The sequence below is a fragment of the Arsenicicoccus bolidensis DSM 15745 genome, from assembly GCF_000426385.1.
GTDB classification, from domain to species: domain Bacteria; phylum Actinomycetota; class Actinomycetes; order Actinomycetales; family Dermatophilaceae; genus Arsenicicoccus; species Arsenicicoccus bolidensis.
This window is the reverse complement of record NZ_AUFG01000001.1, coordinates 109,642-130,232: the sequence shown is the minus strand read 5'-3', so window position 1 is coordinate 130,232 and position 20,591 is coordinate 109,642. Positions and strand designations below refer to the sequence as shown.

Genomic DNA, 20,591 nt, shown 5'->3' with positions numbered 1-20,591 from the left:
GGGAGAGAAAGGGCCGGGAGGAAGGCCGGAGAAAGAGCCGGAGGGGAGTCCTAGTCGGAGAGCCGGACGAGCTGCCAGCGCGAGCCGCGCACCGCCAGGTCGTAGACGCCGAGGGAGCCGGAGCGGCCGGGGGCCGCCTCGACCCGCCAGACCTCCTCCTCGAGGTCGGCGGGGGTGATGGACCGCGTGTCGGGCACCTCGCGCCACCACGGGCGGCGCTCGCGCCAGTGGTCGACGACCGCGCGCACGTCGTAGAGGCGCCCTCGCCAGATGAACTGCAACGGTCGGCCCTCGTGCCTGACCTCGATGACGTCCTCGCACCGCCTCATCGCCGTCCTCCTTCGAACAACCGACCCGTGAACCGAACATGTGTTCGATGGAGAGAACTCTAGGCCCGACCACCGACAGACCCCACCCCCACGTCACCCGCTTGCGCATCGGCGCAGGTCAGTCGATCCCTGACCGAGGGGCCCCGACCGGATACCGTGAGGCGTCGTCGTCGGACGCCCTTGGCTCGAGCCAGGCCGCCGGCCCGGCGAGACCCGAGCACGAGCACGAGCACGAGCACACGATCACTGAGGAGGACCCATGGGGACCGAGCTGCTACCGATGGTCTTCACGAGCGGCTGGGCGAGCGGCATCAACGCCTACGCCGTGGTGCTCGTCATGGGCCTGGCCGGGCGGTTCTTCTCGATCGACCTGGTCCCGCACGTGCTGACCCGCACGGACGTGCTGATCGCCGCCGCGGTGCTGTTCCTGCTGGAGATGTTCGCCGACAAGATCCCCTACCTCGACTCGATGTGGGACAGCGTCCACACCGTCGTCCGGCCGGCCGTCGGCGCGACCCTGGGCTATCTCCTGGCCGGCCACGAGGGGTCCGGGCTGGAGCAGGCCTTCGCCGCCGCGACCGGTGGCTTCAGCGCCCTGGCCAGCCACGGGGTCAAGGCCGGGATCCGCGCGGGGGTCAACGCCTCGCCGGAGCCGGTCAGCAACGTCGCCATCTCGTCCGCGGAGGACGTCGCCGTGATCGGCGTGATGACCCTCGCCACCGAGCATCCCTGGGCGGCCGCCACGGTGGCCGGGATCCTGCTGCTCGCCGGCATCGTCGCCGTGGTCTGGCTGCTGCGGCGCATCGTCCGGCTCAAGCGCAGGTATGACGACTGGGGCACCCGCACCGGCTGAGGGTCAGTGCCCCAGGTTGGCGAAGACCTCGAGCGTCGCGGTCGAGCGGTTCATCGTGTAGAAGTGCAGCCCCGGCGCGCCCTCGGCCATGAGGCGGGACGCGTGCTCGGTCGCGATCTCGACCCCCACCTCGCGCACGGCGTCGGCGTCGTCCCCCACCGCCTCCAGCCGCGACGTCACGGCGACGGGCAGGGCGGCCCCGGACAGCTCGGCCATGCGCGTGATCTGCTTGGCCGAGGTGATCGGCATCAGCCCCGGGATGATCGGCAGGGTCCCGCCACGCGCCGCCACCATGTCCCGCAGGCGCAGGTAGTTGTCGACGTCGAAGACCATCTGCGTCACCGCGAAGTCCGCCCCGGCCCGCTGCTTGGCGACCAGCACGTCGGCGTCCTGCTCCAGCGAGGCCGACTCGGGGTGCTTGTCGGGGAACGCCGCCACCCCCACCGTGAAGCCGCCCAGGGCGCGCACCAGGGACACGAGCTGGTCGGCGTGGTCGAGCCCCTCGGGGTGGGCCACCCAGGGGCTGCCGAGGCCGCCGGCGGGGTCGCCGCGCAGCACCATGACGTTGCGGATCCCGGCGTCGGCATACGCCCCGACCACGCTGCGCAGCTCGGCCCGCGAGGAGGCGACGCAGGTCAGGTGGGCCATGGGCAGCAGGGTCGTCTCCTCGGCGATGCGCCGGGTGACGCGGACCGTGCGGTCGCGCGTGGACCCGCCGGCGCCGTAGGTCACCGACACGAACGACGGGCGCTTCTTCTCCAGGTGGCGGATCGCCTCCCACAGCACCTGCTCCGACTCGTCGTTCTTGGGCGGGAAGAACTCGAAGCTGAAGCTCGTCCCCTCGGACCGCAGCATGTCCGGGATGGAGATGCCGGAGAGGTCGCGGGGAGCGAGGAAGGACGTGCCCGATGCCATGGCCGCGACTCTAGGTGACCCGACCGCGTAGGCTCGGTCTGCACCGACATGTGGGCACTCCCGTGTCGCCGTACCCACAGTGCCGCAGGGCCGCACCGACGGAGGATGCCGGGATGACCACCGCAGGGACCGAGATCGTCGACCTGGCGCAGCTGCGTCACCGGGTCCAGGCCGAGATCGACGAGGAGATCGCCCTGCGCACGTCCCAGCTCGCGCCCGTGGGGCGCGACACCCGCCTGCTCGTCGACGCGATCGCCGACCTGCTGCGCGGGGGCAAGCGGCTGCGCGCCGCCTTCTGCTACTGGGGCTACCGCGCCGCCGGGGGCGACGACAACGAAGCCATCGTGCGGGCCGCCGCCGCGATGGAGCTCTTCCAGGCCGCGGCGCTCATCCACGACGACGTCATGGACGACAGCGACACCCGACGCGGCCTGCCCGCCGCGCACCGCCGCCTCGCCGCGCACCACGCGGAGCAGCAGTGGGAGGGGCTGTCGGACCGGTTCGGCGTCGCGGGGGCCATCCTCGCCGGCAACCTCTGCCTGACCTGGACCGACTCGATGTTCGCCGGCTCCGGGCTGAGCCGGCACGAGCTGCACGGCGCGCGGCCGGTGTTCGACGAGATGCGGACCCAGCTCATGGGCGGGCAGTTCCTCGACGTGCTCGAGGCCGCGCGCGGCTGGGACGACCTCACGACCGAGCAGCGCCTGCGGCTGGCGCACCGCGTCATCACCTACAAGAGCGCGAAGTACTCCATCGAGCACCCCCTCGTCATCGGGGCCGCGGCGGCGGGTGCCAAGCAGGGCGACCTCAAGAAGCTCGGCGAGTTCGGGCTGGCCGTCGGCCAGGCCTTCCAGCTGCGCGACGACCTGCTCGGGGTGTTCGGCGACCCCGAGGCGACGGGCAAGCCCGCCGGCGACGACCTGCGCGAGGGCAAGCACACCGTCCTGGTGGCGCACACCCTGTCCACCCTCGACGACGAGCGCGCCGCGCGCTTCAGCCGCCACCTCGGCGACCCCGACGTGGACGACGAGACGGTGGACTGGATGCGCGAGACGATCGTCGCGTCCGGAGCCGTCGACGCGGTCGAGCGCGACATCGAGCGCCTCGTGGCCCAGGGTCTGGAGCGGCTGCACGACACGCGGGCGCTCCTCGACGACGGCCGTCAGGTCCTCGTCGACCTCGCGACCTACGCCACGAGCCGCACCACCTGAGCGGCGTCAGCCGCCGGGCCGACGGCTGACGAGACCCCGGCCGTATGCCGGGAGGCGCCACCGCCTCGCGGGGTCACCCTCAGAAGGCCAGCTCCTGCGCACGGCGGCGGATCTCGGTGCGGTGCCCCGCACGCAGGTCGCCGACCGGGGTGCCGGTGCGCAGCGTGTCGTCCGGCTCGTGCAGCCAGGCGATCGCCTCGGCGTCGCTGAGGCCGGAGTCGTGCAGGACCGACAGGGTCCCGCGCAGCAGGTGCAGCGGCGCCCCGTCCTGGACGAAGGTCGCGGGGATGCTCACGACCTTGCGCTCGCCGCGGCGCACGGACGCGATCTCACCCTCCGCGAGCCACGACCGGACGGTCGCCAGGGGGACGGCGCACGCCTCGGCGACGTCGGGCACGGTGATCCACTCGGGCACGAGCTCGTCGAGACGGGCGAGGAGGACCTGGTCAGGGGCTGAGGAGCGGCTCACGGCCCCTAGCCTGCCATGCGCGCCGGTCGACGCGCACGGATGCGCCATCCGGGTGAGCGTGCTTCACTGGACGGGCTGGATCGTTCAAGGTCGCCCGACGCGCTCGGGCCCTGACCTCCCACCGGACGGACCACGCTCCCCGACACCGACCACAAGGACCCACGATGCCCCTCGTCGCCGGAATCGCCGCCGTCTCGATCGCCGTCGCGATCACCCCCACCGCCACCTCCCCGTCCACCACGTCGCACCCGTCCACGTCCTCCGCAGCGTCCGCCACGTCCGCAGCGTCCGCAGCGTCGGCGCTGTCTGCGCTGTCGGTGCTGTCCGCCGTCCAGGGGGACTACACCGTGCGCCGCGGAGACTCGACCTACACCATCGCCCGGCGCGCCGGCACGACCGTGCAGGCCGTCGTCGCGGCCAACGGCCTGCAGGGCGGGGGACGTCGCATCCACCCCGGCCAGCGGCTCGTGATCCCCGCGGCCGGCACCGACGCCCAGGCCGGACGTCGCCAGGCTCCCGCGACCACGGCCCCCACGCGCACGGCACCCCCGTCCAAGGCCCCCACGAGCAAGGCACCCGTCGCCAGGGCCACCGCCCGCACGTCCCCACCTGCCGCTGCCGGGACGCAGAAGGCCCAGGTCCGCGCCCTCATCGAGCAGGTGGCCGACGAGCACGGCGTCGACCGGCGGCTCGCGCTCGCCGTCGGGCTCCAGGAGTCCGGGTGGCGCCAGGACGTCACGTCCCACGTCGGCGCGAGGGGCACCATGCAGGTGATGCCCGCCAACGCCCGCTGGGCCTCGTCGCTCGCAGGCCGCCGACTCGACCTCGGCGACGCCCGCGACAACGTCACGGCCGGGGTCGTCATCCTCAAGCAGCTCCAGGCGACCGCCGGCAGCGAGGACGCGGCCATCGGCGCCTACTACCAGGGGCTCCCCTCGGTCAAGAAGCGCGGGATGTACCGCGAGACCCACCGCTACGTCGCCTCCGTCAAGGCACACCGGTCCCGGATGTGAGGTCGGGGAGGCTCCCCCGCCTAGGATCGAACGGTGCCTCGACCCACCGACGTGACCGCGCCCGGGCGTGTGCTGGACGGGCGTTATCGCCTGGTCCGGCACATCGCCGACGGCGGTATGGCGTCCGTGTGGGAGGGCCTGGACGAGCGCCTCGACCGTGAGGTCGCCGTCAAGATCCTGCGGCGTGGGCTGACCGACGACGAGTCGTTCACCTCGAGGTTCCAGCGCGAGGCGAGGTCCGCGGCCCGCCTCAACGACCCGCGCATCGTGGCGGTGTTCGACCAGGGCATCGACCATGACGACATGTTCCTCGTCATGGAGCTGGTGCCGGGTCGCACCCTGCGCGAGGTCGTCCACGCCGAGGCTCCCCTCACGGTTCGTGCCGCCCTCGACCTGGTCGTGCCCCTGGCCGAGGCGCTCGGCGTGGCCCACCGGGCCGGGATCATCCACCGCGACGTCAAGCCCGAGAACGTCATCATCCGTGACGACGGCCGCGTCAAGGTGGCCGACTTCGGCCTGGCCCGTGCCGTCACCGCTCAGACCGTCACCGCCGCCAGCAGCACGATCCTCGGCACGGTGTCCTACCTGTCCCCCGAGCAGGTCGAGCGGGGCATCGCCGACGCGCGCAGCGACGTCTACGCGACCGGCCTGATCCTCTACGAGCTCTTGACCGGTCAGAAGGCCTACGAGGGCGAGTCCCCGATCCACGTCGCCTACCAGCACGTGCACGGCAGCATCACGGCCCCGAGCGACGTCGTCCCCAGCGTGCCCGCCGCGCTCGACGAGGTGGTCGCCTGGGCCACGCACCGCGACGCCGGGGAGCGTCCCGCTGACGGCGCCGCCCTGGCCGAGCGGCTGCGCGAGGTGCGGGCGGAGCTCTCCCCCGACGACCTCGACGCCCGGCCCCGCGAGCCGGAGGCCTCCGCGGCCAGGGCGACCCCGACGGTCGCCATACCGCGCTCCGGCGCAACCGGGTCCGCCCGACCGATCCCCACCCCGGTGCAGCACCGCGACCCCGTCGGCGCCACGCGCGGCGCCGCCTCTCCGTCAGCAGCCCCCCGCCGGCGCCGGCTGCGCCTGCTCCTCCCCCTGCTGGCGTTCCTGGTCCTGCTGGGGGGCGGTGGCGCGTGGTACCTCACCCAGGGCCCCGGTGCCTCCACCACCGTGCCTGCCCTGCAGGGCCTCGCCCTCGCCGACGCCCAGTCGAGGCTCGCGGCCGCCCACCTGGACGCCGCCATCGAGGAGACCTACGACGAGCGGGTCCCGCGCGGGTCGGTCATCCAGGCGTCGCCGGGCGAGGGCACGGCCCTGCACCGCACCGACGACGTCACCCTCGTCGTGAGCCGCGGGCCCGAGCGCTACCAGGTGCCGCAGGTCCGGGGCACCCCGGTGGACGCGGCGCGGCAGGCCCTCAAGGACACCCGCCTGTCCGTCGGCGCGGTCACCGAGGCCCACGACGAGCAGGTGCCGGCCGGCCAGGTCGTCTCCACGGACCCCGCGGCCGGCGCCTCGCTGAAGCCGCTCACCAAGGTCGCCCTCGTCGTCAGCAAGGGTCGTCAGCCCATCCCCGTCCCCGCCCTCGCCGGACGCACCTCCGCCGAGGCGCGCACCGCCCTCACGGCGGCGGGCCTGACCTATGCCGAGGCGCCCGACCGCGTCTACTCCACCACGGTGCCCGAGGGGTCCGTGACGCAGCACAGCCCCGCGAGCGGCACGCTCTTCAAGGGCGACACCGTCACGGTGACGCTGTCCAAGGGCCCGGAGCTGGTGGCCGTGCCGTCGGTGCGGGGACGGAGCAAGGACGACGCGGTCGCCGCGCTCAAGGCCGCCGGCTTCCAGGTCCGGGTGTCCGCCCCGCTGGGCGAGGTGTTCGGGCTGGTGTCCCAGCAGCGCCCCTCCGGCGGTCGCGCGCCCAAGGGAAGCACCGTCACGGTCGTCGTGGTCTGAGTGGCCGTGGCTCCCCCGCGGCCCTCGGTCGCACCGCGCTCGGGCCTCGCCACGCTCGCCCTCGTGGCGGTCACCGCCGTCTGGGGCTCGACGTTCTACCTCATCCACGACCTGCTCGACTCCATGGACGCCGTGGACTTCCTGGCCGTCCGGTTCACCATCGCCGCCGTCTGCCTGCTCCTGCTCTTCGGCCGCAGCCTGCGGGCCCTGGACCGACGCGCCTGGATGGCCGGCGGGCTGCTCGGCCTCGTCTACGCCCTGGCGCAGGTCCTGCAGACCGTGGGGCTCGCCCACACCGCCGCGTCGCGGTCCGGCTTCATCACCGGTCTGTACGTCGTCCTCACCCCCGTCCTCGGAGCGATCCTGCTGCGCGAGCGGGTCGGACGACCCACCTGGGTCGCCGTCGTGCTCTCCGTCGCCGGTCTCGCCGTCCTGTCCCTCGGTGACGTGGCGTCTGCGGTCGGTCTCGGCGAGGCCCTGACGCTGGCGTGCGCCGCGGTCTACGCCATCCACATCCTCGGGGTGGGGAGGTACTCCACCGCCGAGCTCGCCACGGCACTGGCGACCGTCCAGATGATCGCCCTCGCCGTGGGGTGCACCGTCACGGCGGCCGTCGACGGCGTGCGCCTGCCCCCGACCCCCGCCGCGTGGTGGGCCGTGGTCTACATGGCGGTCGTCGCCGGCGCCGGCGCGCTGTGGGCGCAGACCTGGGCCCAGGCGCACCTGAGCGCCAGCCGCGCCGCGATCGTCATGACGCTCGAGCCCGTGTTCGCCGCGGGCTTCGCGGTCACGCTCGGCGGCGAGTCGGCCACCTCGCGCATGGTCCTCGGCGGCGGGCTGGTCCTGGCCGCGATGTATGTCGTCGAGCTCGCGGGTCGCCGTGGTCGCTCGGCGGACGACCCGCCGCTGGAGGCACTGCACCACGAGCCGTGACGCGACCCGCACAGCCGCCCGGTCAGGCAGCGACTCGGTCCTTCAGCTGCTCGGTCGTGCAGCTGCTCGGTCATGGGGCGACACGGTCTGGCGGTCACGCGGTCACACTCATTCTTGGTAGGCGTACCGCTCCTGGCGCCATACGTCGCCCACCAGGTGATAGCCGCGCTGCTCCCAGAAGCCGCGGCCCGGCTCGCGCAGGTAGGCGATCTCGCCGATCCACTTGGGGCCCTTGTAGCCATAGAGGTGCGGCACGACCAGGCGCACCGGCCCCCCGCGCTCGGCGGACAGGGGCTCACCGTTGCGGTGCGTGGCGAGGAGCGAGCGCGGCGACACGAGGTCGTCGAGCGGCAGGCTGGCGCTGTAGCCGTAGGTCGCCGAGACGAGGACGTGCCCGACCCCATCGGCCGGGGGTGCGAGGTCGACGACGTGGCGCACCAGCACGCCCTCCCAGACGACGTCCTGGCTGGTCAGCTTGGACACGCAGTGCTGGTCGGCCACGATCGCGTCGCGCGGCAGCTGCTGCAGGTCGTCCCAGGTCAGGACCCGCTCGGGCCCGGCCGTCTCGCCGACGACGGACAACGTCCATGTCTCGGGCGAGAGCGCCGGGACGCGCCCGTAGTGCTGCACCGGGAGCTCGGCGACGAGCCGTTGCCCGGGGGGCACGGTGCGCGGCTCGGTCCGAGGCATGGGACGAACTCTCTCACATCACCCAGGTGGGGCTCAGGACCGCTGGGCGAGCATCTCGGCGACGAGAAAGGCCAGCTCCAGGCTCTGCTGGTGGTTGAGCCGGGGGTCGCACACGGTCTCGTAGCGCGAGGACAGGTCGGCGTCCTCGATGCGGATCGAGCCGCCGGTGCACTCGGTGACGTCGTTGCCCGTGAGCTCGACGTGCATGCCGCCGGGGATGGTGCCGAGGTCGGCGTGGACCTCGAAGAAGCCCCGCACCTCGTCGACCACGTCGTCGAAGTCACGCGTCTTGTAGCCGCTCGCGCTCGTGTGGGTGTTGCCGTGCATGGGGTCGGTCACCCAGGTGACCTGGACGCCCTCCTGCTTAACCCGCTCGACGATCGGGGGGAGCGCCTCGCGGATCGTGCCGGCGCCCATCCGCGTGATGAAGGTCAGGCGGCCGGGACGGCGCTCGGCGTCGACCTTGTCGACGATCGCCATGACGTCGTCGCCGGTCGTCGTCGGCCCGAGCTTGACCCCGATCGGGTTGCGGATGTGCGAGACGAAGTCCAGGTGGGCGCCGTCGAGCTGGCGGGTGCGCTCGCCGATCCACACCATGTGGCCGCTGGTGTCGTAGGCCACGCCCGTGCGGTGGTCGATGCGCGTGAGGGCGCGTTCGTACTCCAGCAGCAGGGCCTCGTGGCTGGCGAAGAACTCCACGGACCGCATGGCGTCGAAGTCGGCGCCGCAGGCCAGCATGAACCGCATCGCCTTGTCGATGTCGCGCGCCATGGACTCGTAGCGGGCGTACTCGGCGTTGGCGGAGAACCCGCGGTTCCACGCGTGGACGTGACGCAGGTCGGCGAACCCGCCGGTGGTGAAGGCCCGCACGAGGTTCAGCGTCGCAGCGCTGGCGTGGTAGCCCCGGACCATGCGCTGCGGGTCGGGCCGCCGCGAGTCCGGCGTGAACTCGAAGTCGTTGACCATGTCACCGCGGTAGGCCGGGAGCGTGACGTCACCCCGCGTCTCGGAGTCCGAGGACCGGGGCTTGGTGTACTGCCCCGCCATACGGCCGATCTTGACGACCGGCACGCTGGCGCCGTAGGTGAGGACCGCGGCCATCTGCAGGAGGGTCTTGACCCGGTCCCGGATGTTGTCCGCCGTGGCGTAGGCGAAGGTCTCGGCGCAGTCGCCGCCCTGGAGCACGAAGGCCTCGCCACGGGCGGCCGACGCCAGCCGGTCGGTCAGCTGGTCGCACTCGCCGGCGAACACCAGCGGCGGCATCGAGCGGAGCGTGTCGACCGCCGCGTCCAGGCCGGACCCCTCGGGCCACGACGGCTGCTGGGCGGCGGGCAGGTCGCGCCACGCGTCGAGGGCAGTCAGGAGCTCGGGAGCGGGTTCGGTACTCACGCGCCCCAGCCTAGGGCCCGCGACGTCCCCGCCCGGACGCGTCCGCATCACGGGCGCCGCGCCGCTGACTCCCCCAGCCGTTAGGGTCGACGCATGACATTCTCGATCGTGGCCAACGTCGGAGATGCCTACGGCGTCGCCGTCGCGAGCAGGTTCCTCGCCGCCAGCGGACCGGTGGCGATGGTGCGCCCGGGTGTCGGCGCCGTCGCCAGCCAGGCGCTGGCCAACGCCGGCTACCGCGTGGCGGCGCTGGACCGGCTCGAGGAGGGGCGCACCGCCGACGAGGCCCTGACGGCCATCACCGGGGAGGATTCCCAGACGTCCACCCGCCAGGTCGGCATCGTGGGCTCGGCCAGCCAGGTCACCTTCACCGGCGCGGACTGCGTCCCCTGGTGCGGCGGCGTCGCCGGGCGCGACGCGGACGGCGGCTACGCGATCCAGGGCAACATCCTCACGGGCGAGGAGGTCATCACCTCGATGGAGCGCACCTGGCTCGAGGGTGCGCACCTGCCCTTCGTCGACCGGCTGGTCGAGACCCTCCTCGCGGGCGACCGCGCCGGCGGGGACCGTCGGGGCCGCCAGAGCGCCGGCGTCTACGCGACCTACCCCGGCGCGGGCTACGACGCCTGCGGCGTCCTGGCCGACCTGCGGGTCGACGACCACCCGCAGCCCGTCCAGGAGCTGCACCGCCTCGTGGCGCTCAACGAGCTGCACTTCGGCCGACCCACCAAGGTCCTGCCCCTCGAGGGACCGCTGCTCGAGGACGTGCGCGAGCGGCTGGAGCGTCTCGGCTACGCCGGCGACGTCCCCACCGCGCTGGACGCGTGGGGCGCCATGGAGAACCTCGAGATGCGCCTGACGCCCGAGGGCATCGACGCCCGCGTGCTCCAGGTGCTGCGCGAGCAGACCCTGCCCCCGGAGCAGACGAGCGAGCGCTTCCCGACCTTCTGACCTGATCTTCTGACCCGGCCTTCTGACCTGATCTTCAGGCTCGACCTCCTGAGGCGAGTCAGGCCGGGCCGTCGAGCCCCTGGTCGATGGCGTAGCGCACCAGCTGCACCCGGTTGTGCAGCTGCAGCTTGGTCAGGGTGTTCTGGACGTGGTTCTGCACCGTGCGGTGGCTGATCGTCAGCTCGGCCGCGATGTCCTTGTAGGACATGCCCGTCGCGACCAGGCGCAGCACCTCGACCTCTCGCGCGGTCAGCTCGGGCACCGGCGCCGATCCCGGCTCGGGGTCTCGCTCGGAGCGGGTGGCGAGGCGGCGGTACTCCCCCAGCACCAGGCCGGCGAGCCCGGGTGTGAAGCTGGCCCTGCCCTGCGCCGTCGCCTGGACCGCGGCGAGGAACTCCGTGCGGCCGGTGGACTTCAGCAGGTAGCCCGTGGCCCCGGCCTTGATGGCGTCGAGGACGTCCTGCTGCTCACCGCTGGCGGTGAGGATGAGCACGCGGGTCGCGATGCCGGCCTCAGCGAGCCGGGCACAGACCTCCTGCCCGCTCAGCCCCGGCATGTTGAGGTCGAGGACGAGGACGTCGGGTCGTGTCGCCAGGGTGCGACGCACGGCGGCGGCCCCGTCGTTGGCCGTGCCCACGACCTCGTAGCCCGCGTCGTCGAGATCGCGCACCACCGCGTCCAGCCACATCGGGTGGTCGTCGGCCACGAGCACCGAGGTCCGGCGGCCGTCCTCACGGGTGTCCGTCTGCTGAGCCATGTCACTCCTCCTGGGCGGGCAGGCACAGCCGCACGGTCGTGCCCCGCCCCACGGTCGATCGGATGGTCGTCTCTCCCCCGAGGTCGCGCAGCCGCCCTCGCACCGACGACGCGACGCCGAGCCGGCCGTCGCGCTCCGCCTGGTCCAGCCGACCGGGCGGTATGCCGCAGCCGTCGTCCCGCACCGTGACCTCGATGGCCGGGCCGAGGTCGTCGAGCAGGACCCAGGCGCGGGCGCCGGGCCCGGCGTGACGCGCGACGTTGTCGAGGCAGGCGGCGACGGCGGCGACCAGCTCGTGGCCACGCTGCGACGGGACCGGCACGGCTTCGGCCGGCGCCACGACCTCGACCCCCGGCCCGGCCAGGGCCAGCAGGGCGGCCCGCACGTCGATGCTCGTCGCCGTGTCGGGGCGCTCGCGTGGGCGGGCCGCCGTCACGAGCGAGCGCAGGTCACGCTCCGACTCGGCCGCGAGCGCCCCGAGGGCGGCGGCCTCGCCACCGGCCTGGGCACCGCGCCGGTGGATGAGGGCGAGCGTCTGCAGGACACCGTCGTGGACGACGCGGGCGATGCGCTCCCGCTCGGCGGCCTCGGCCTGCAGGCGCAGCCCCTCGTCGATCGCGGCCTGGCTGCGGCGGGCCAGCTCCATGCAGATGCCGAGGCAGGCGGCCACGACGACCAGCAGCAGGGTGTTGTAGATCGTGGCTCCCGTCGGTCGGCCGACCTCCACGAGGTTGGCCACCGTCACGAGCCCGGACGAGCCCAGCGCGCCCCGCAGGCCCCAGCGGACGGCCGAGGCGGCGACGGGCGCGGCGGCATACATCGACGGGATGGTCGTCGCCCCTCCCGCGATCTCGGCGGGTGGGTGCACGGCGAGCGTGGCGAGGATCGCGCCGCAGGCCAGGGCCACGTCGACCACCAGGGCGGGCGCGCTGCGGTCCTGACGCGTCGCCAGCCAGCAGGACCACGCGGCCAGGGCGAGCAGCACCGCCCACGCCAACCACGGGCGGGTCATGACGTCCTGCTCCATCCACACCATGCTGGCGGCGTAGCACAGCGCCAGGAGGCGGAAGACGTCGATGCCGCGCCAGATCCCCCGCTCCAGCCCGGCCATCGTCGAGCGCAGCGCCGCCACGTCTCAGTCCTTGTGAGTGCGTCGGTCCTTGGCCTTGGCGATGGCCTCCTCGGCCCGCGCCAGGGTCTGGTCCCCCAGCTCCTTGAGGGCCGCCGGGTCGCCGAGCTCCTTGGCCCGGGTCAACGCCTCGTCGGCCTTGACCCGCGTCTGGTCCTGCAGCTCGCGCGCCCTGACCTTGGCCTCCTCGGCCTTGGCCCGGGCGGAGTCCACCATCCGCTGCTTGCGGGTCGCGGCGTACTCGTCGACGTACTCCTGGCCGGACAGCTCCATCAGGGCGTACATGATCTCGTCCGTCATGGCGCGCAGGACGTGGCGGTCGCCCTCCATCCCGGCATACCGCGAGAAGTCGATCGGCTCGCCGAAGCGCACCCCGATCCGCATGACCTTGGGGATGATCTTGCCGGTGGGCTGGGCCTTGTCCGTGCCGATCATGGCCACGGGTATGACGGGCACGCCCGCCTCGAGGGCCAGCCGGGCCACCCCGGTCTTGCCCCGGTAGAGCCGTCCGTCAGGAGAGCGCGTCCCCTCGGGATAGATGCCGAAGAGCTCGCCGCGGTCCAGGACCTCGAGACCGGACTTCAGGGCGGCGGCGCTGGCCGAGCCTCCCGAGCGGTCGATGGGGATCTGGCCGACCCCGCGGAAGAACGCCGCCGTCAGCCGGCCCTTGATCCCCCGGCCGGTGAAGTACTCCATCTTGGCCGGGAAGGTGATGCGCCGGCTCAGGACCAGCGGCAGGAAGAACGAGTCCGAGAAGGACAGGTGGTTGCTCGCCAGGATCGCTCCGCCACGGGTGGGGACGTGCTCGGACCCCTCGACCCAGGGTCGGAAGAGCAGCTTCAGCAGCGGGCCGAGGGCCAGCGACTTGACGAACCAGTACAGCACCGTGGCCACCTCGATCTGTGCGCGTGATCAGCACTCTAACCCAGCCCCGGTTACCCTGGGACGGCCGTGTCGGACGGCTCAGCCACCAGGAGGTCGACGTGCAGGTCATGCCAGGTGCCGAGGCGTTCAGCAGCCCCGGCCGGCCCGAGGGGGGCGGGGTCGGCGTCCTGGTCAGCCACGGCTTCACCGGCAGCCCGCAGTCCCTGCGGCCCTGGGCCCAGCACCTCGCCGACCAGGGGTATGCCGTGCGACTCCCCCGCCTCCCGGGGCACGGGACGACCTGGCAGTCGCTCAACCGCACCCAGTGGCAGGACTGGATCGCCGTGCTCGAGCGCGAGCTGCTGCGGCTGCTCGACGAGTGCGACACCGTCTTCGTCGCCGGCCTGAGCCTGGGCGGCGCGCTCGTCACGCGCCTGGCCGAGGAGCACGGCCCGAGCATCGCCGGCCTGATGCTCGTCAACCCCGCCTATCGCAGCGACGACCCCCGCATGCGGGCCCTGCCCGTCCTGCGCCGGCTGGCCCCCTCGATCGCCGGGATCGCCAGCGACATCCGCCTCGCCGGCGTGACCGAGCTGGCCTACGACCGCACGCCGCTGCACGCGCTGTCGTCCATGCTGCAGCTGTGGGCGCTGACGGTCCGGGACCTGCCGGAGATCACCCAGCCGGTCCTGCTGATGCAGTCGGACGAGGACCACGTCGTCCCGGCGTCCAGCTCCGAGCTGCTGCTGAGCCGCATCTCGAGCACCGACGTCACCCACGTGCGCCTGGCCGACAGCTACCACGTCGCCACCCTCGACCACGACGCGCACGTGATCCACGACCGCTCGGTGGAGTTCGTCGAGCGCGTGCGGCGAGGCTGAGGGCATGGGCACCCACGAGCCGGACGACATCGACGCTCGCTTCGAGGAGATCGTGGCGCGCTGGGACGACGAGCAGCGCGCGCAGGACGGGTCCGAGCCGGGCGGGGAGGGTGGACCCGATCCTGCGGGGCGGCCGGACCGGACGGGTCGGGAGACGCCGCAGCACGAGAGCGCGCCCGGACGTCCGACGCACCCCTCGGCGATCAATCCCCCGCCCGGGCGTCGCGCGTCCCCACCGGCGGCCGACCCCTCGCCCGGCTCCCCGCCCGGCTCCCCGCCCGCTCCCCCAACCGCTCCCCCAGCGTCGCCGCAGCAGCGCCGCGCCCTCGACCCCCGCCTCGTCTACCGCGACCCCGGCTCCGGCCTCTCGATGGGGACGGACCACCGGTCGTGGACCCCTCCCGTCGACCCGGACGACCCGGACGACGACTACGTGCCGCCACCGCCCACCCCGATGCCGTCGTGGCGCGCGGACCCGGTCTGGTGGGCGATCCTGGTCGGCCTGGTGGCCGGGCCGATCGTCCTGCTCACGATGGTCCTGACGGGCCACACCAGCCCCCGCATCTACCTGTGGCTCGCCGGTCTCGCCACCGTCGCGGCCTTCGTCGGGCTGGTGCTCCGGCTGCCCAGCACGCACGACGAGGACGACGACGGCGCCCGGGTGTGACCCTCACCCGACGCTGGTGCTCCGCGGTCGGCCGATCGGCCAGATCGCCTCTGGTCCGCGTCAGGACCCCAGCACGTCCACGTCGACCCACACCGGCAGGTGGTCCGAGGCGCGGCGCACGTCCCTGCCTCGTCGGTCCAGCTCCGACGGTGGCGTGCCGTCCACGCGCCGCACACCCCTGCCCCAGACCACGTCGAGCATCTCGACCGGCGCCCAGGACGGATAGGTCGGCTCCTCCACCGACAGCACGTCGAGCAGGCCGGCGAAGGTCTGCCAGCTGGGCCCGCCCGGGCCCTCGTTGAGATCCCCCGCGACCACCAGCGGCCCCTCGACCGGCAGGTCCCGGAGGATCTGGTGCGTATGCCGCAGCCGCTGCCCCTCGAACAGCCCCAGGTGCACGCTCGCCGCCGTCAGCAGCGACCCCTCGGGGAGCCGGGCGCGCAGCACGGCATACCCGCGGGTCCGCTGACCCAGGGGCACCGGGAGACCACGGTGCACGCAGTCGACCAGGGTGAGCCGGTCCGAGAGCATCACGGTGGTGCCGCCCGAGCCGCGGTGCCCACCCGGCCAGCGCAGGCCCGTCTCGCGCGCGAAGTCCCGCACCAGGGGACCCGGCCAGAAGCGGCGGGGCGCCTCCTGCAGCAGCAGGACGTCCGGCGCCAGCGCGCGGACGACGCGAGCCGCGGCCCGTCGGTCGTCGAGGAAGTCGCGCGTGTTGTAGCTCGCGACGCGCACGGTCATGACGTGGCGAGCACCTCGGTGCGGGCGAGGTCGGCCGCACCGATGAGTCCTGCCTCGTTGCCGAGGCTGGCCTGCAGGATCTGCGCCATCGGGCGGTAGCCGCGCCCGGTCAGCTCGCGGGCGAAGGTCTCACGGGCGGGACCGAGCAGCAGGTCTCCGGCCGCGCTGACCCCGCCTCCGATGACGAAGCTGCCGGGGTCGAACGCCGCCGCGAGGTTGGCCAGTCCCGTCCCGAGCCAGCGGCCGATGTCGGCGATGAGCTCGACGCAGGTCTGGTCACCGTCCTGCGCGGCTTCGGTGATGACCGGTCCGGTGAGGCTCTGGTCCTCGCCCCCGAGCCGCTCGAGCAGGTCGTGGGCCACCGGGGAGTTGGCGAGCAGGAGGCTGCGCGCCTCGCGGACCAGGGCGTTGCCGGAGGCGTACTGCTCCCAGCAGCCGCGGTTGCCGCACTCGCACCGGTGGCCGCCGGGCACGACCATCATGTGGCCGTACTCCCCCGCCACGCCGTAGCGACCGCGCTGGACCTGGCCGTCCATCACGAGCGCCCCACCGATGCCGGTGCCGAGCGTGATCATCATGAGGTGGGTCTCGCCGCGCCCGGCGCCGAACCGGTGCTCGGCCCACCCGGCGGCGTTGGCGTCGTTGTCGACGTAGACCGGGACGGGCACCCGGGTCGACAGCCGCTCCTGGAGGGGCTCGTTGCGCCAGGACAGGTGGGGCGCGAACAGGATGGTGGCCCGGTCGGCCGAGACCCAGCCCGCCGCGCCGACCCCCACCGCCACCACGTCCTCGCGGGCCGTCTGGCCCAGCAGGTCCTCGATGACCCCGACGATGGTGTCCTCGACGACGTCCGGGCTCTTGCTGCGGTGCGGGGTGTCGCGGCGCGCTCGGGCCACGATGGCGCCCTGCTCGTCGAGCACGCCCCCGGCGACCTTGGTCCCGCCGATGTCGATCCCGATGGCGAGATCGCTCACGCGTCCGCCCCCGCACCGTCGTAGACCTCGGCGGCGATCGCGGCGGCACCGATCATGCCGGCGTCGTTGCCCAGGGCCGCGGGGACGAACCTGGCCACCGGGCGGTGACCCCGCGCGGTCAGCTGACGGCCGTAGGCATGACGGGCCGGGTCGAGCAGGAGGTCGCCCGCCTCGACGACGCCGCCACCGATCACGATCATGTCGGGGTCGAGGATCGCCGTCATGCTCGCGCAGCCCTCGCCCAGCCAGTGGCCCAGGTCCTCGAGCAGCTCGATGCAGGCCAGGTCGCCCTTCTTGGCGAGCTCGGTGATCGCCTGGCCCTTGAGGTCCTTGGGCCGTCCTCCGCACGCCTCGCGCAGGCGGGCCGCGTGGGGGGTGCCCGAGGACACGAGCTCCTTCGCCGAGCGGAGCAGGGCGCTGCCGCTGGCGTACATCTCCCAGCAGCCGCGGTTGCCGCACCCGCACTGCGGTCCGTCGACCACCACCCGCATGTGGCCGATCTCCGCCGCGAAGCCGTAGGCCCCCCGCAGCAGCCGCTGGTCGACCACGATGCCGCCGCCGATGCCCGTGCCGACGGTGACCAGCAGCATGTCGTCGCTGTCCCGCCCCGCGCCGAACTGGAACTCCCCCCACGCCGCCGCGTTGGCGTCGTTGTCCAGGATGACCGGGTAGTCGATGAGCGACTCCATGCGCTGCTTCATCGGCTCGTCCTGCATGCCCAGGTTGGTGCCGTAGACGACGTGCGCCCCGGACTTGTCCACGAACCCGGCCACCGCCATGCCCACACCCTTGACGTCCTGGTGCTGGGCCAGCTCGCGGACGAGGTCCGCCGACGCGCTCGCGACGGACTCGGCGCTCGGGATCCCCGTCTCGCGGCGGGCTCGAGCGAGGACCTTGCCGTCCTCGTCCACCAGGGCGCCGGCGATCTTGGTGCCGCCGACGTCCAGACCGATCGTGGTCATGCTCGCTCCTCGTCCGTCCGTGCCTGCAGATGCTCGTCAGTATGCCGTCTGGCCGCCGCCGCGACCCCCCGGAGCGATCGCCCCAGCGCCTCCATCCCGCGCCCCACCTCGTCGATCAGCTCCGGCGCCAGGGTGTGGGCGAGGCGGCTGGCCCGGCATACGGGGCAGGTGTCCGCCGCGTGCTGGGGCGAGGTGGTCCGGTGCGGGTGCTCGCCCTCGTCCGCCGGGTCGTCATCGGGGTCGCCGTCGTGCGACCGGTCCCCTTCGCCTTCTCGCTCGTCGTCCCCCGGGTCGTCGTCCGCGTGATCCTGGTCCGCATGGTCGGTCCACTCTGGCTCCGGCCTGGTCGGCGCGCGACCGAGATCCAGGGTGTCCTGCAGCAGCGCCTTGAGCCGCCGCGACTCCTCGTCGACGGAACCGGCGACCTCGTCGGTCACCCCCATCAGCCGCGGACGCGGGCGGCGAGACCCTGCAGCGCGCCCTCGACGATGCGCTTCTCGGCGGCCCGCTTCATGGCGCCCAGCATCGGCACCTTGACGTCCACGCCGAGGGCGTAGGTCACCCTGGTGCCACCGTCCACGGGCTCGAGGACGTAGGACCCGTCCATCGCCTTGAGCACCCCGCCCTCGACGAGGTGCCACGAGACCGTCCCGGCGCCCTCCTCGTCGACGTCCCAGTCGTAGGCGAGGGTGTAGGTGTCCTTGACCGGCCCGGCCTCCAGCGCGAACCGCACCTGCTCGGCCCAGCCGTCGTCCTCGGACAGGATCTGCACCGACCGGATCTCGGGCGTCCACGCGGGATAGGACGCGACGTCGGCGACGACGTCGAGGACGGCTGCCGGCGAGGCGGCGATGACGGTGCTGGACTCGGTGCGCTGGGCCATGCGCCCACCCTAGCCAGGGCCGAGGCGGGATGACGATCGGTGACGACCGCCGTCGGTCGAGGGACTGGCCCCTCCTGCTGAAAGCCGCTGGGACGGCGGTGGGTGCCACGAGCTGGACGTGTGGGTCCGGCCACATCCCGCGCCCCGAGACCGGCACGGTGACTACTCTCCGGTAGGTCCGGCCGCCTGTAGCCTGCATCCGGTCCGACCCGAGCCAAGGAGCAGCACGTGGACGCCACCAGCACGCCCATCATCGTCCCCGCGCCCACCGAGGGGAACCTCGCGGGCCTCGTGACGCGCAACGCGGCGCGGCACCCCGACCGCGTGGTGTTCGGGCGCCAGGTCGGCGATGCCTGGCAGGACGTCACGTCCGCGCAGTGGCGCGACGAGGTCTGGGCGCTCGCCAAGGGCTTCGTGGCCGCGGGCGTCGAGCCGGGCGAGCGGGTCGGGATCCTGTCCAGCACGCGCTACGAGTGGACGCTGACGGACTTCGCGCTCTGGACCGCCGGCGCGGTGGGGGTCCCGGTCTACGAGACCAGCTCCGCCGAGCAGATCGCGTGGATCCTCGAGGACTCCGGCGCCTCGGCGGTCGTCGTCGAGAAGCCTCAGCACACGGCCTCGGTGGCCGCTGTCCGCGACCGGCTTCCCGGTCTGCACCACGTGTGGACGATCGACGACGGCGGGCTCGACGAGCTGGTCGCCGCCGGCCACGAGGTCGCGGACGAGGTCGTCGAGGAGCGTGCGAACCTGGCCGGGCCGTCGGACCTGGCCACGATCATCTACACGTCCGGCACGACAGGCCGCCCCAAGGGCGCCGAGCTCACGCACTCCAACTTCATGGCCCTGTCCGACAACACCCGGCACTACCTCCCGGAGGTCGTCACCGACGACGCCTCGACCATCATGTTCCTGCCCCTCGCGCACGTCTTCGGTCGCCTCATCCAGGTGCTCGTGGTGGACTATGGCCTCCGGATGGGCCACACCGCGTCGATCAAGAACCTCATGGCGGACCTGGCGTCCTTCCGTCCGACCTTCCTGCTCGTCGTGCCCCGCGTCCTTGAGAAGGTCTACGTCGGTGCCGAGAGCAAGGCCGAGGCGGGCAGCACCCACAAGATCTTCCACGCCGCCGCCCGCGTCGCCATCGCCCACAGCCGCGCGACCGACCAGGGCCGCGTCCCCGTCGCCCTGCGCCTCCAGCACGCGCTGTACGACCGCCTCGTCTACGCCAAGCTGCGGGACGCCATGGGCGGCCGGGTCCGGTACGTCGTGTCGGGCGGCGCGCCGCTCGGACCGCGGCTGGCCCACTTCTTCCGCGGCATCGGCGTCACGGTGCTCGAGGGCTACGGCCTCACCGAGACGACGGCGCCCATGAGCGTCAACGACGTGCCCGGCCTCAAGATCGGCACCGTCGGTCGACCCATGCCCGGCGTGGAGTGCCGCGTCGCCGAGGACGGCGAGCTGCTCACCCGCGGCGTCAACGTCTTCCGCGGCTACCACGGCAACCACGAGGCCACGGCCGAGGCCTTCGTCGACGGGTGGTTCCGCACCGGAGACCTCGGATCGATCGACGACAGCGGTCACGTCCGGATCACCGGGCGCAAGAAGGAGATCATCGTCACCGCCGGCGGCAAGAACGTCGTGCCCGGCGTCCTGGAGGACCGGCTGCGGTCCAACCCCGTCGTGTCGCAGTGCGTGGTGGTCGGCGAGAAGCGCCCCTTCGTCGGGGCGCTGGTCACGCTCGACGAGGAGATGTGGCCGGGGTGGGCCGCGCGCCACGGCCTCGGGGAGGTGGACTTCGCCGACGCCCCTGCTCACCCGCGGGTGCGCAAGGAGATCGAGGCCGCCGTCGCGCACGCCAACGAGGCCGTCTCGCGGGCCGAGTCGATCCGGGAGTTCGCCGTGCTCGACCAGGACTTCACGGAGGCGAACGGCTATCTCACCCCGTCGCTCAAGGTGAAGCGCCACCTCGTCCTGCGCGACTTCGCGCCGACGATCGATGCGATGTATGGCGGGCCCGTCTCCGACGAGTGAGC

Annotated in this window: 22 protein-coding genes; 9 read left to right on the top strand and 13 right to left on the bottom strand. The window is 73.1% G+C overall.

Annotated elements, in window-relative coordinates; genetic code table 11:
* Positions 1–50 precede the first annotated feature (50 nt).
* Positions 51–329, bottom strand: coding sequence for a DUF6504 family protein (locus K313_RS0100610; RefSeq protein ID WP_019287061.1), 279 nt, complete (start codon positions 327–329; stop codon positions 51–53).
* 259 nt (positions 330–588) lie between these two features.
* Here K313_RS0100610 and K313_RS0100605 point away from each other — a divergent pair, with 259 nt between their 5' ends.
* Positions 589–1,182 (top strand): DUF4126 domain-containing protein, encoded by a 594-nt coding sequence (locus tag K313_RS0100605; protein ID WP_019287060.1) that lies wholly within the window; start codon positions 589–591, stop codon positions 1,180–1,182.
* A 3-nt stretch (positions 1,183–1,185) separates the two neighbouring features.
* Here the strand turns inward: K313_RS0100605 and metF are convergent, their stop codons facing one another.
* On the bottom strand, positions 1,186–2,097 hold the full coding sequence (metF, locus tag K313_RS0100600) for a methylenetetrahydrofolate reductase [NAD(P)H] (RefSeq protein WP_019287059.1): 912 nt from the start codon (positions 2,095–2,097) through the stop codon (positions 1,186–1,188).
* A gap of 113 nt (positions 2,098–2,210) precedes the next feature.
* Between metF and K313_RS0100595 the strand changes: the two genes are divergently transcribed.
* The gene (locus K313_RS0100595; RefSeq protein ID WP_019287058.1) at positions 2,211–3,308 is read left to right on the top strand and encodes a polyprenyl synthetase family protein; all 1,098 of its coding nucleotides are present in this window, start codon (positions 2,211–2,213) and stop codon (positions 3,306–3,308) included.
* A gap of 79 nt (positions 3,309–3,387) precedes the next feature.
* Here the strand turns inward: K313_RS0100595 and K313_RS0100590 are convergent, their stop codons facing one another.
* Positions 3,388–3,777: an Rv2175c family DNA-binding protein gene (locus tag K313_RS0100590; RefSeq protein WP_019287057.1), complete on the bottom strand. Its 390-nt coding sequence runs from the start codon at positions 3,775–3,777 to the stop codon at positions 3,388–3,390.
* A 164-nt stretch (positions 3,778–3,941) separates the two neighbouring features.
* Between K313_RS0100590 and K313_RS0100585 the strand changes: the two genes are divergently transcribed.
* The 3 genes from K313_RS0100585 to K313_RS0100575 all read left to right on the top strand — a co-directional run bounded on the left by K313_RS0100585 (position 3,942) and on the right by K313_RS0100575 (position 7,670).
* Positions 3,942–4,790, top strand: a complete 849-nt coding sequence (locus tag K313_RS0100585; protein WP_029209994.1) for a LysM peptidoglycan-binding domain-containing protein — start codon at positions 3,942–3,944, stop codon at positions 4,788–4,790.
* A 33-nt stretch (positions 4,791–4,823) separates the two neighbouring features.
* Positions 4,824–6,737 (top strand): Stk1 family PASTA domain-containing Ser/Thr kinase, encoded by a 1,914-nt coding sequence (pknB, locus tag K313_RS0100580; RefSeq protein WP_029209993.1) that lies wholly within the window; start codon positions 4,824–4,826, stop codon positions 6,735–6,737.
* A gap of 63 nt (positions 6,738–6,800) precedes the next feature.
* Positions 6,801–7,670, top strand: coding sequence for a DMT family transporter (locus K313_RS0100575; RefSeq protein ID WP_240483908.1), 870 nt, complete (start codon positions 6,801–6,803; stop codon positions 7,668–7,670).
* Positions 7,671–7,778: 108 nt separating this feature from the next.
* Here K313_RS0100575 and K313_RS0100570 read toward each other — a convergent pair whose 3' ends face one another.
* Together K313_RS0100570 and K313_RS0100565 are read right to left on the bottom strand one after the other, a co-directional pair.
* On the bottom strand, positions 7,779–8,360 hold the full coding sequence (locus K313_RS0100570) for a molybdopterin-dependent oxidoreductase (RefSeq protein ID WP_029209991.1): 582 nt from the start codon (positions 8,358–8,360) through the stop codon (positions 7,779–7,781).
* Between the two features lie 33 nt (positions 8,361–8,393).
* Positions 8,394–9,797, bottom strand: a complete 1,404-nt coding sequence (locus tag K313_RS0100565) for a class II 3-deoxy-7-phosphoheptulonate synthase (protein ID WP_084412315.1) — start codon at positions 9,795–9,797, stop codon at positions 8,394–8,396.
* Between the two features lie 45 nt (positions 9,798–9,842).
* Between K313_RS0100565 and K313_RS0100560 the strand changes: the two genes are divergently transcribed.
* Positions 9,843–10,700 carry a DUF1028 domain-containing protein gene (locus K313_RS0100560; protein ID WP_029209989.1) on the top strand — a complete coding sequence of 286 codons (858 nt, stop codon included), beginning with the start codon at positions 9,843–9,845 and terminating at the stop codon, positions 10,698–10,700.
* Positions 10,701–10,758: 58 nt separating this feature from the next.
* On the opposite strand, the gene K313_RS0100555 is transcribed toward K313_RS0100560, so the two are convergent.
* Genes K313_RS0100555 through K313_RS19490 form a run of 3 tightly spaced genes read right to left on the bottom strand, consistent with a single transcriptional unit; the run spans position 10,759 to position 13,471 of the window.
* Entirely contained in the window at positions 10,759–11,457 is a 699-nt protein-coding gene (locus K313_RS0100555; protein ID WP_019287049.1) for a response regulator, read from the bottom strand.
* 1 nt (position 11,458) lies between these two features.
* A complete protein-coding gene (gene macS, locus K313_RS0100550) occupies positions 11,459–12,589 on the bottom strand; it encodes a MacS family sensor histidine kinase (protein ID WP_029209988.1) in 1,131 nt (376 codons plus the stop codon).
* Between the two features lie 3 nt (positions 12,590–12,592).
* Positions 12,593–13,471: a lysophospholipid acyltransferase family protein gene (locus K313_RS19490; RefSeq protein ID WP_156911079.1), complete on the bottom strand. Its 879-nt coding sequence runs from the start codon at positions 13,469–13,471 to the stop codon at positions 12,593–12,595.
* Between the two features lie 107 nt (positions 13,472–13,578).
* Between K313_RS19490 and K313_RS0100535 the strand changes: the two genes are divergently transcribed.
* Together K313_RS0100535 and K313_RS23325 are read left to right on the top strand one after the other, a co-directional pair.
* Entirely contained in the window at positions 13,579–14,331 is a 753-nt protein-coding gene (locus K313_RS0100535; RefSeq protein WP_240483913.1) for an alpha/beta hydrolase, read from the top strand.
* A gap of 4 nt (positions 14,332–14,335) precedes the next feature.
* On the top strand, positions 14,336–14,998 hold the full coding sequence (locus tag K313_RS23325; protein WP_029209987.1) for a hypothetical protein: 663 nt from the start codon (positions 14,336–14,338) through the stop codon (positions 14,996–14,998).
* A 60-nt stretch (positions 14,999–15,058) separates the two neighbouring features.
* Here K313_RS23325 and K313_RS0100525 read toward each other — a convergent pair whose 3' ends face one another.
* The 5 genes from K313_RS0100525 to K313_RS0100505 are packed head-to-tail and all read right to left on the bottom strand — an operon-like array spanning position 15,059 to position 18,558.
* Complete coding sequence (locus K313_RS0100525; RefSeq protein ID WP_029209986.1) at positions 15,059–15,739, bottom strand: endonuclease/exonuclease/phosphatase family protein; 681 nt, start codon at positions 15,737–15,739, stop codon at positions 15,059–15,061.
* Entirely contained in the window at positions 15,736–16,713 is a 978-nt protein-coding gene (locus tag K313_RS0100520) for an ROK family glucokinase (RefSeq protein ID WP_029209985.1), read from the bottom strand. The genes K313_RS0100525 and K313_RS0100520 overlap by 4 nt, the downstream gene beginning before the upstream one ends.
* Positions 16,710–17,675, bottom strand: a complete 966-nt coding sequence (locus K313_RS0100515; RefSeq protein ID WP_029209984.1) for an ROK family glucokinase — start codon at positions 17,673–17,675, stop codon at positions 16,710–16,712. Before K313_RS0100515 ends, K313_RS0100520 begins: the two co-directional genes overlap by 4 nt.
* Positions 17,672–18,112: a hypothetical protein gene (locus K313_RS0100510; RefSeq protein WP_156911078.1), complete on the bottom strand. Its 441-nt coding sequence runs from the start codon at positions 18,110–18,112 to the stop codon at positions 17,672–17,674. Before K313_RS0100510 ends, K313_RS0100515 begins: the two co-directional genes overlap by 4 nt.
* Positions 18,113–18,117: 5 nt before the next feature.
* Positions 18,118–18,558 (bottom strand): SRPBCC family protein, encoded by a 441-nt coding sequence (locus tag K313_RS0100505; protein WP_029209982.1) that lies wholly within the window; start codon positions 18,556–18,558, stop codon positions 18,118–18,120.
* A gap of 228 nt (positions 18,559–18,786) precedes the next feature.
* Between K313_RS0100505 and K313_RS0100500 the strand changes: the two genes are divergently transcribed.
* Complete coding sequence (locus K313_RS0100500; RefSeq protein WP_029209981.1) at positions 18,787–20,589, top strand: AMP-dependent synthetase/ligase; 1,803 nt, start codon at positions 18,787–18,789, stop codon at positions 20,587–20,589.
* Positions 20,590–20,591 lie beyond the last annotated feature (2 nt).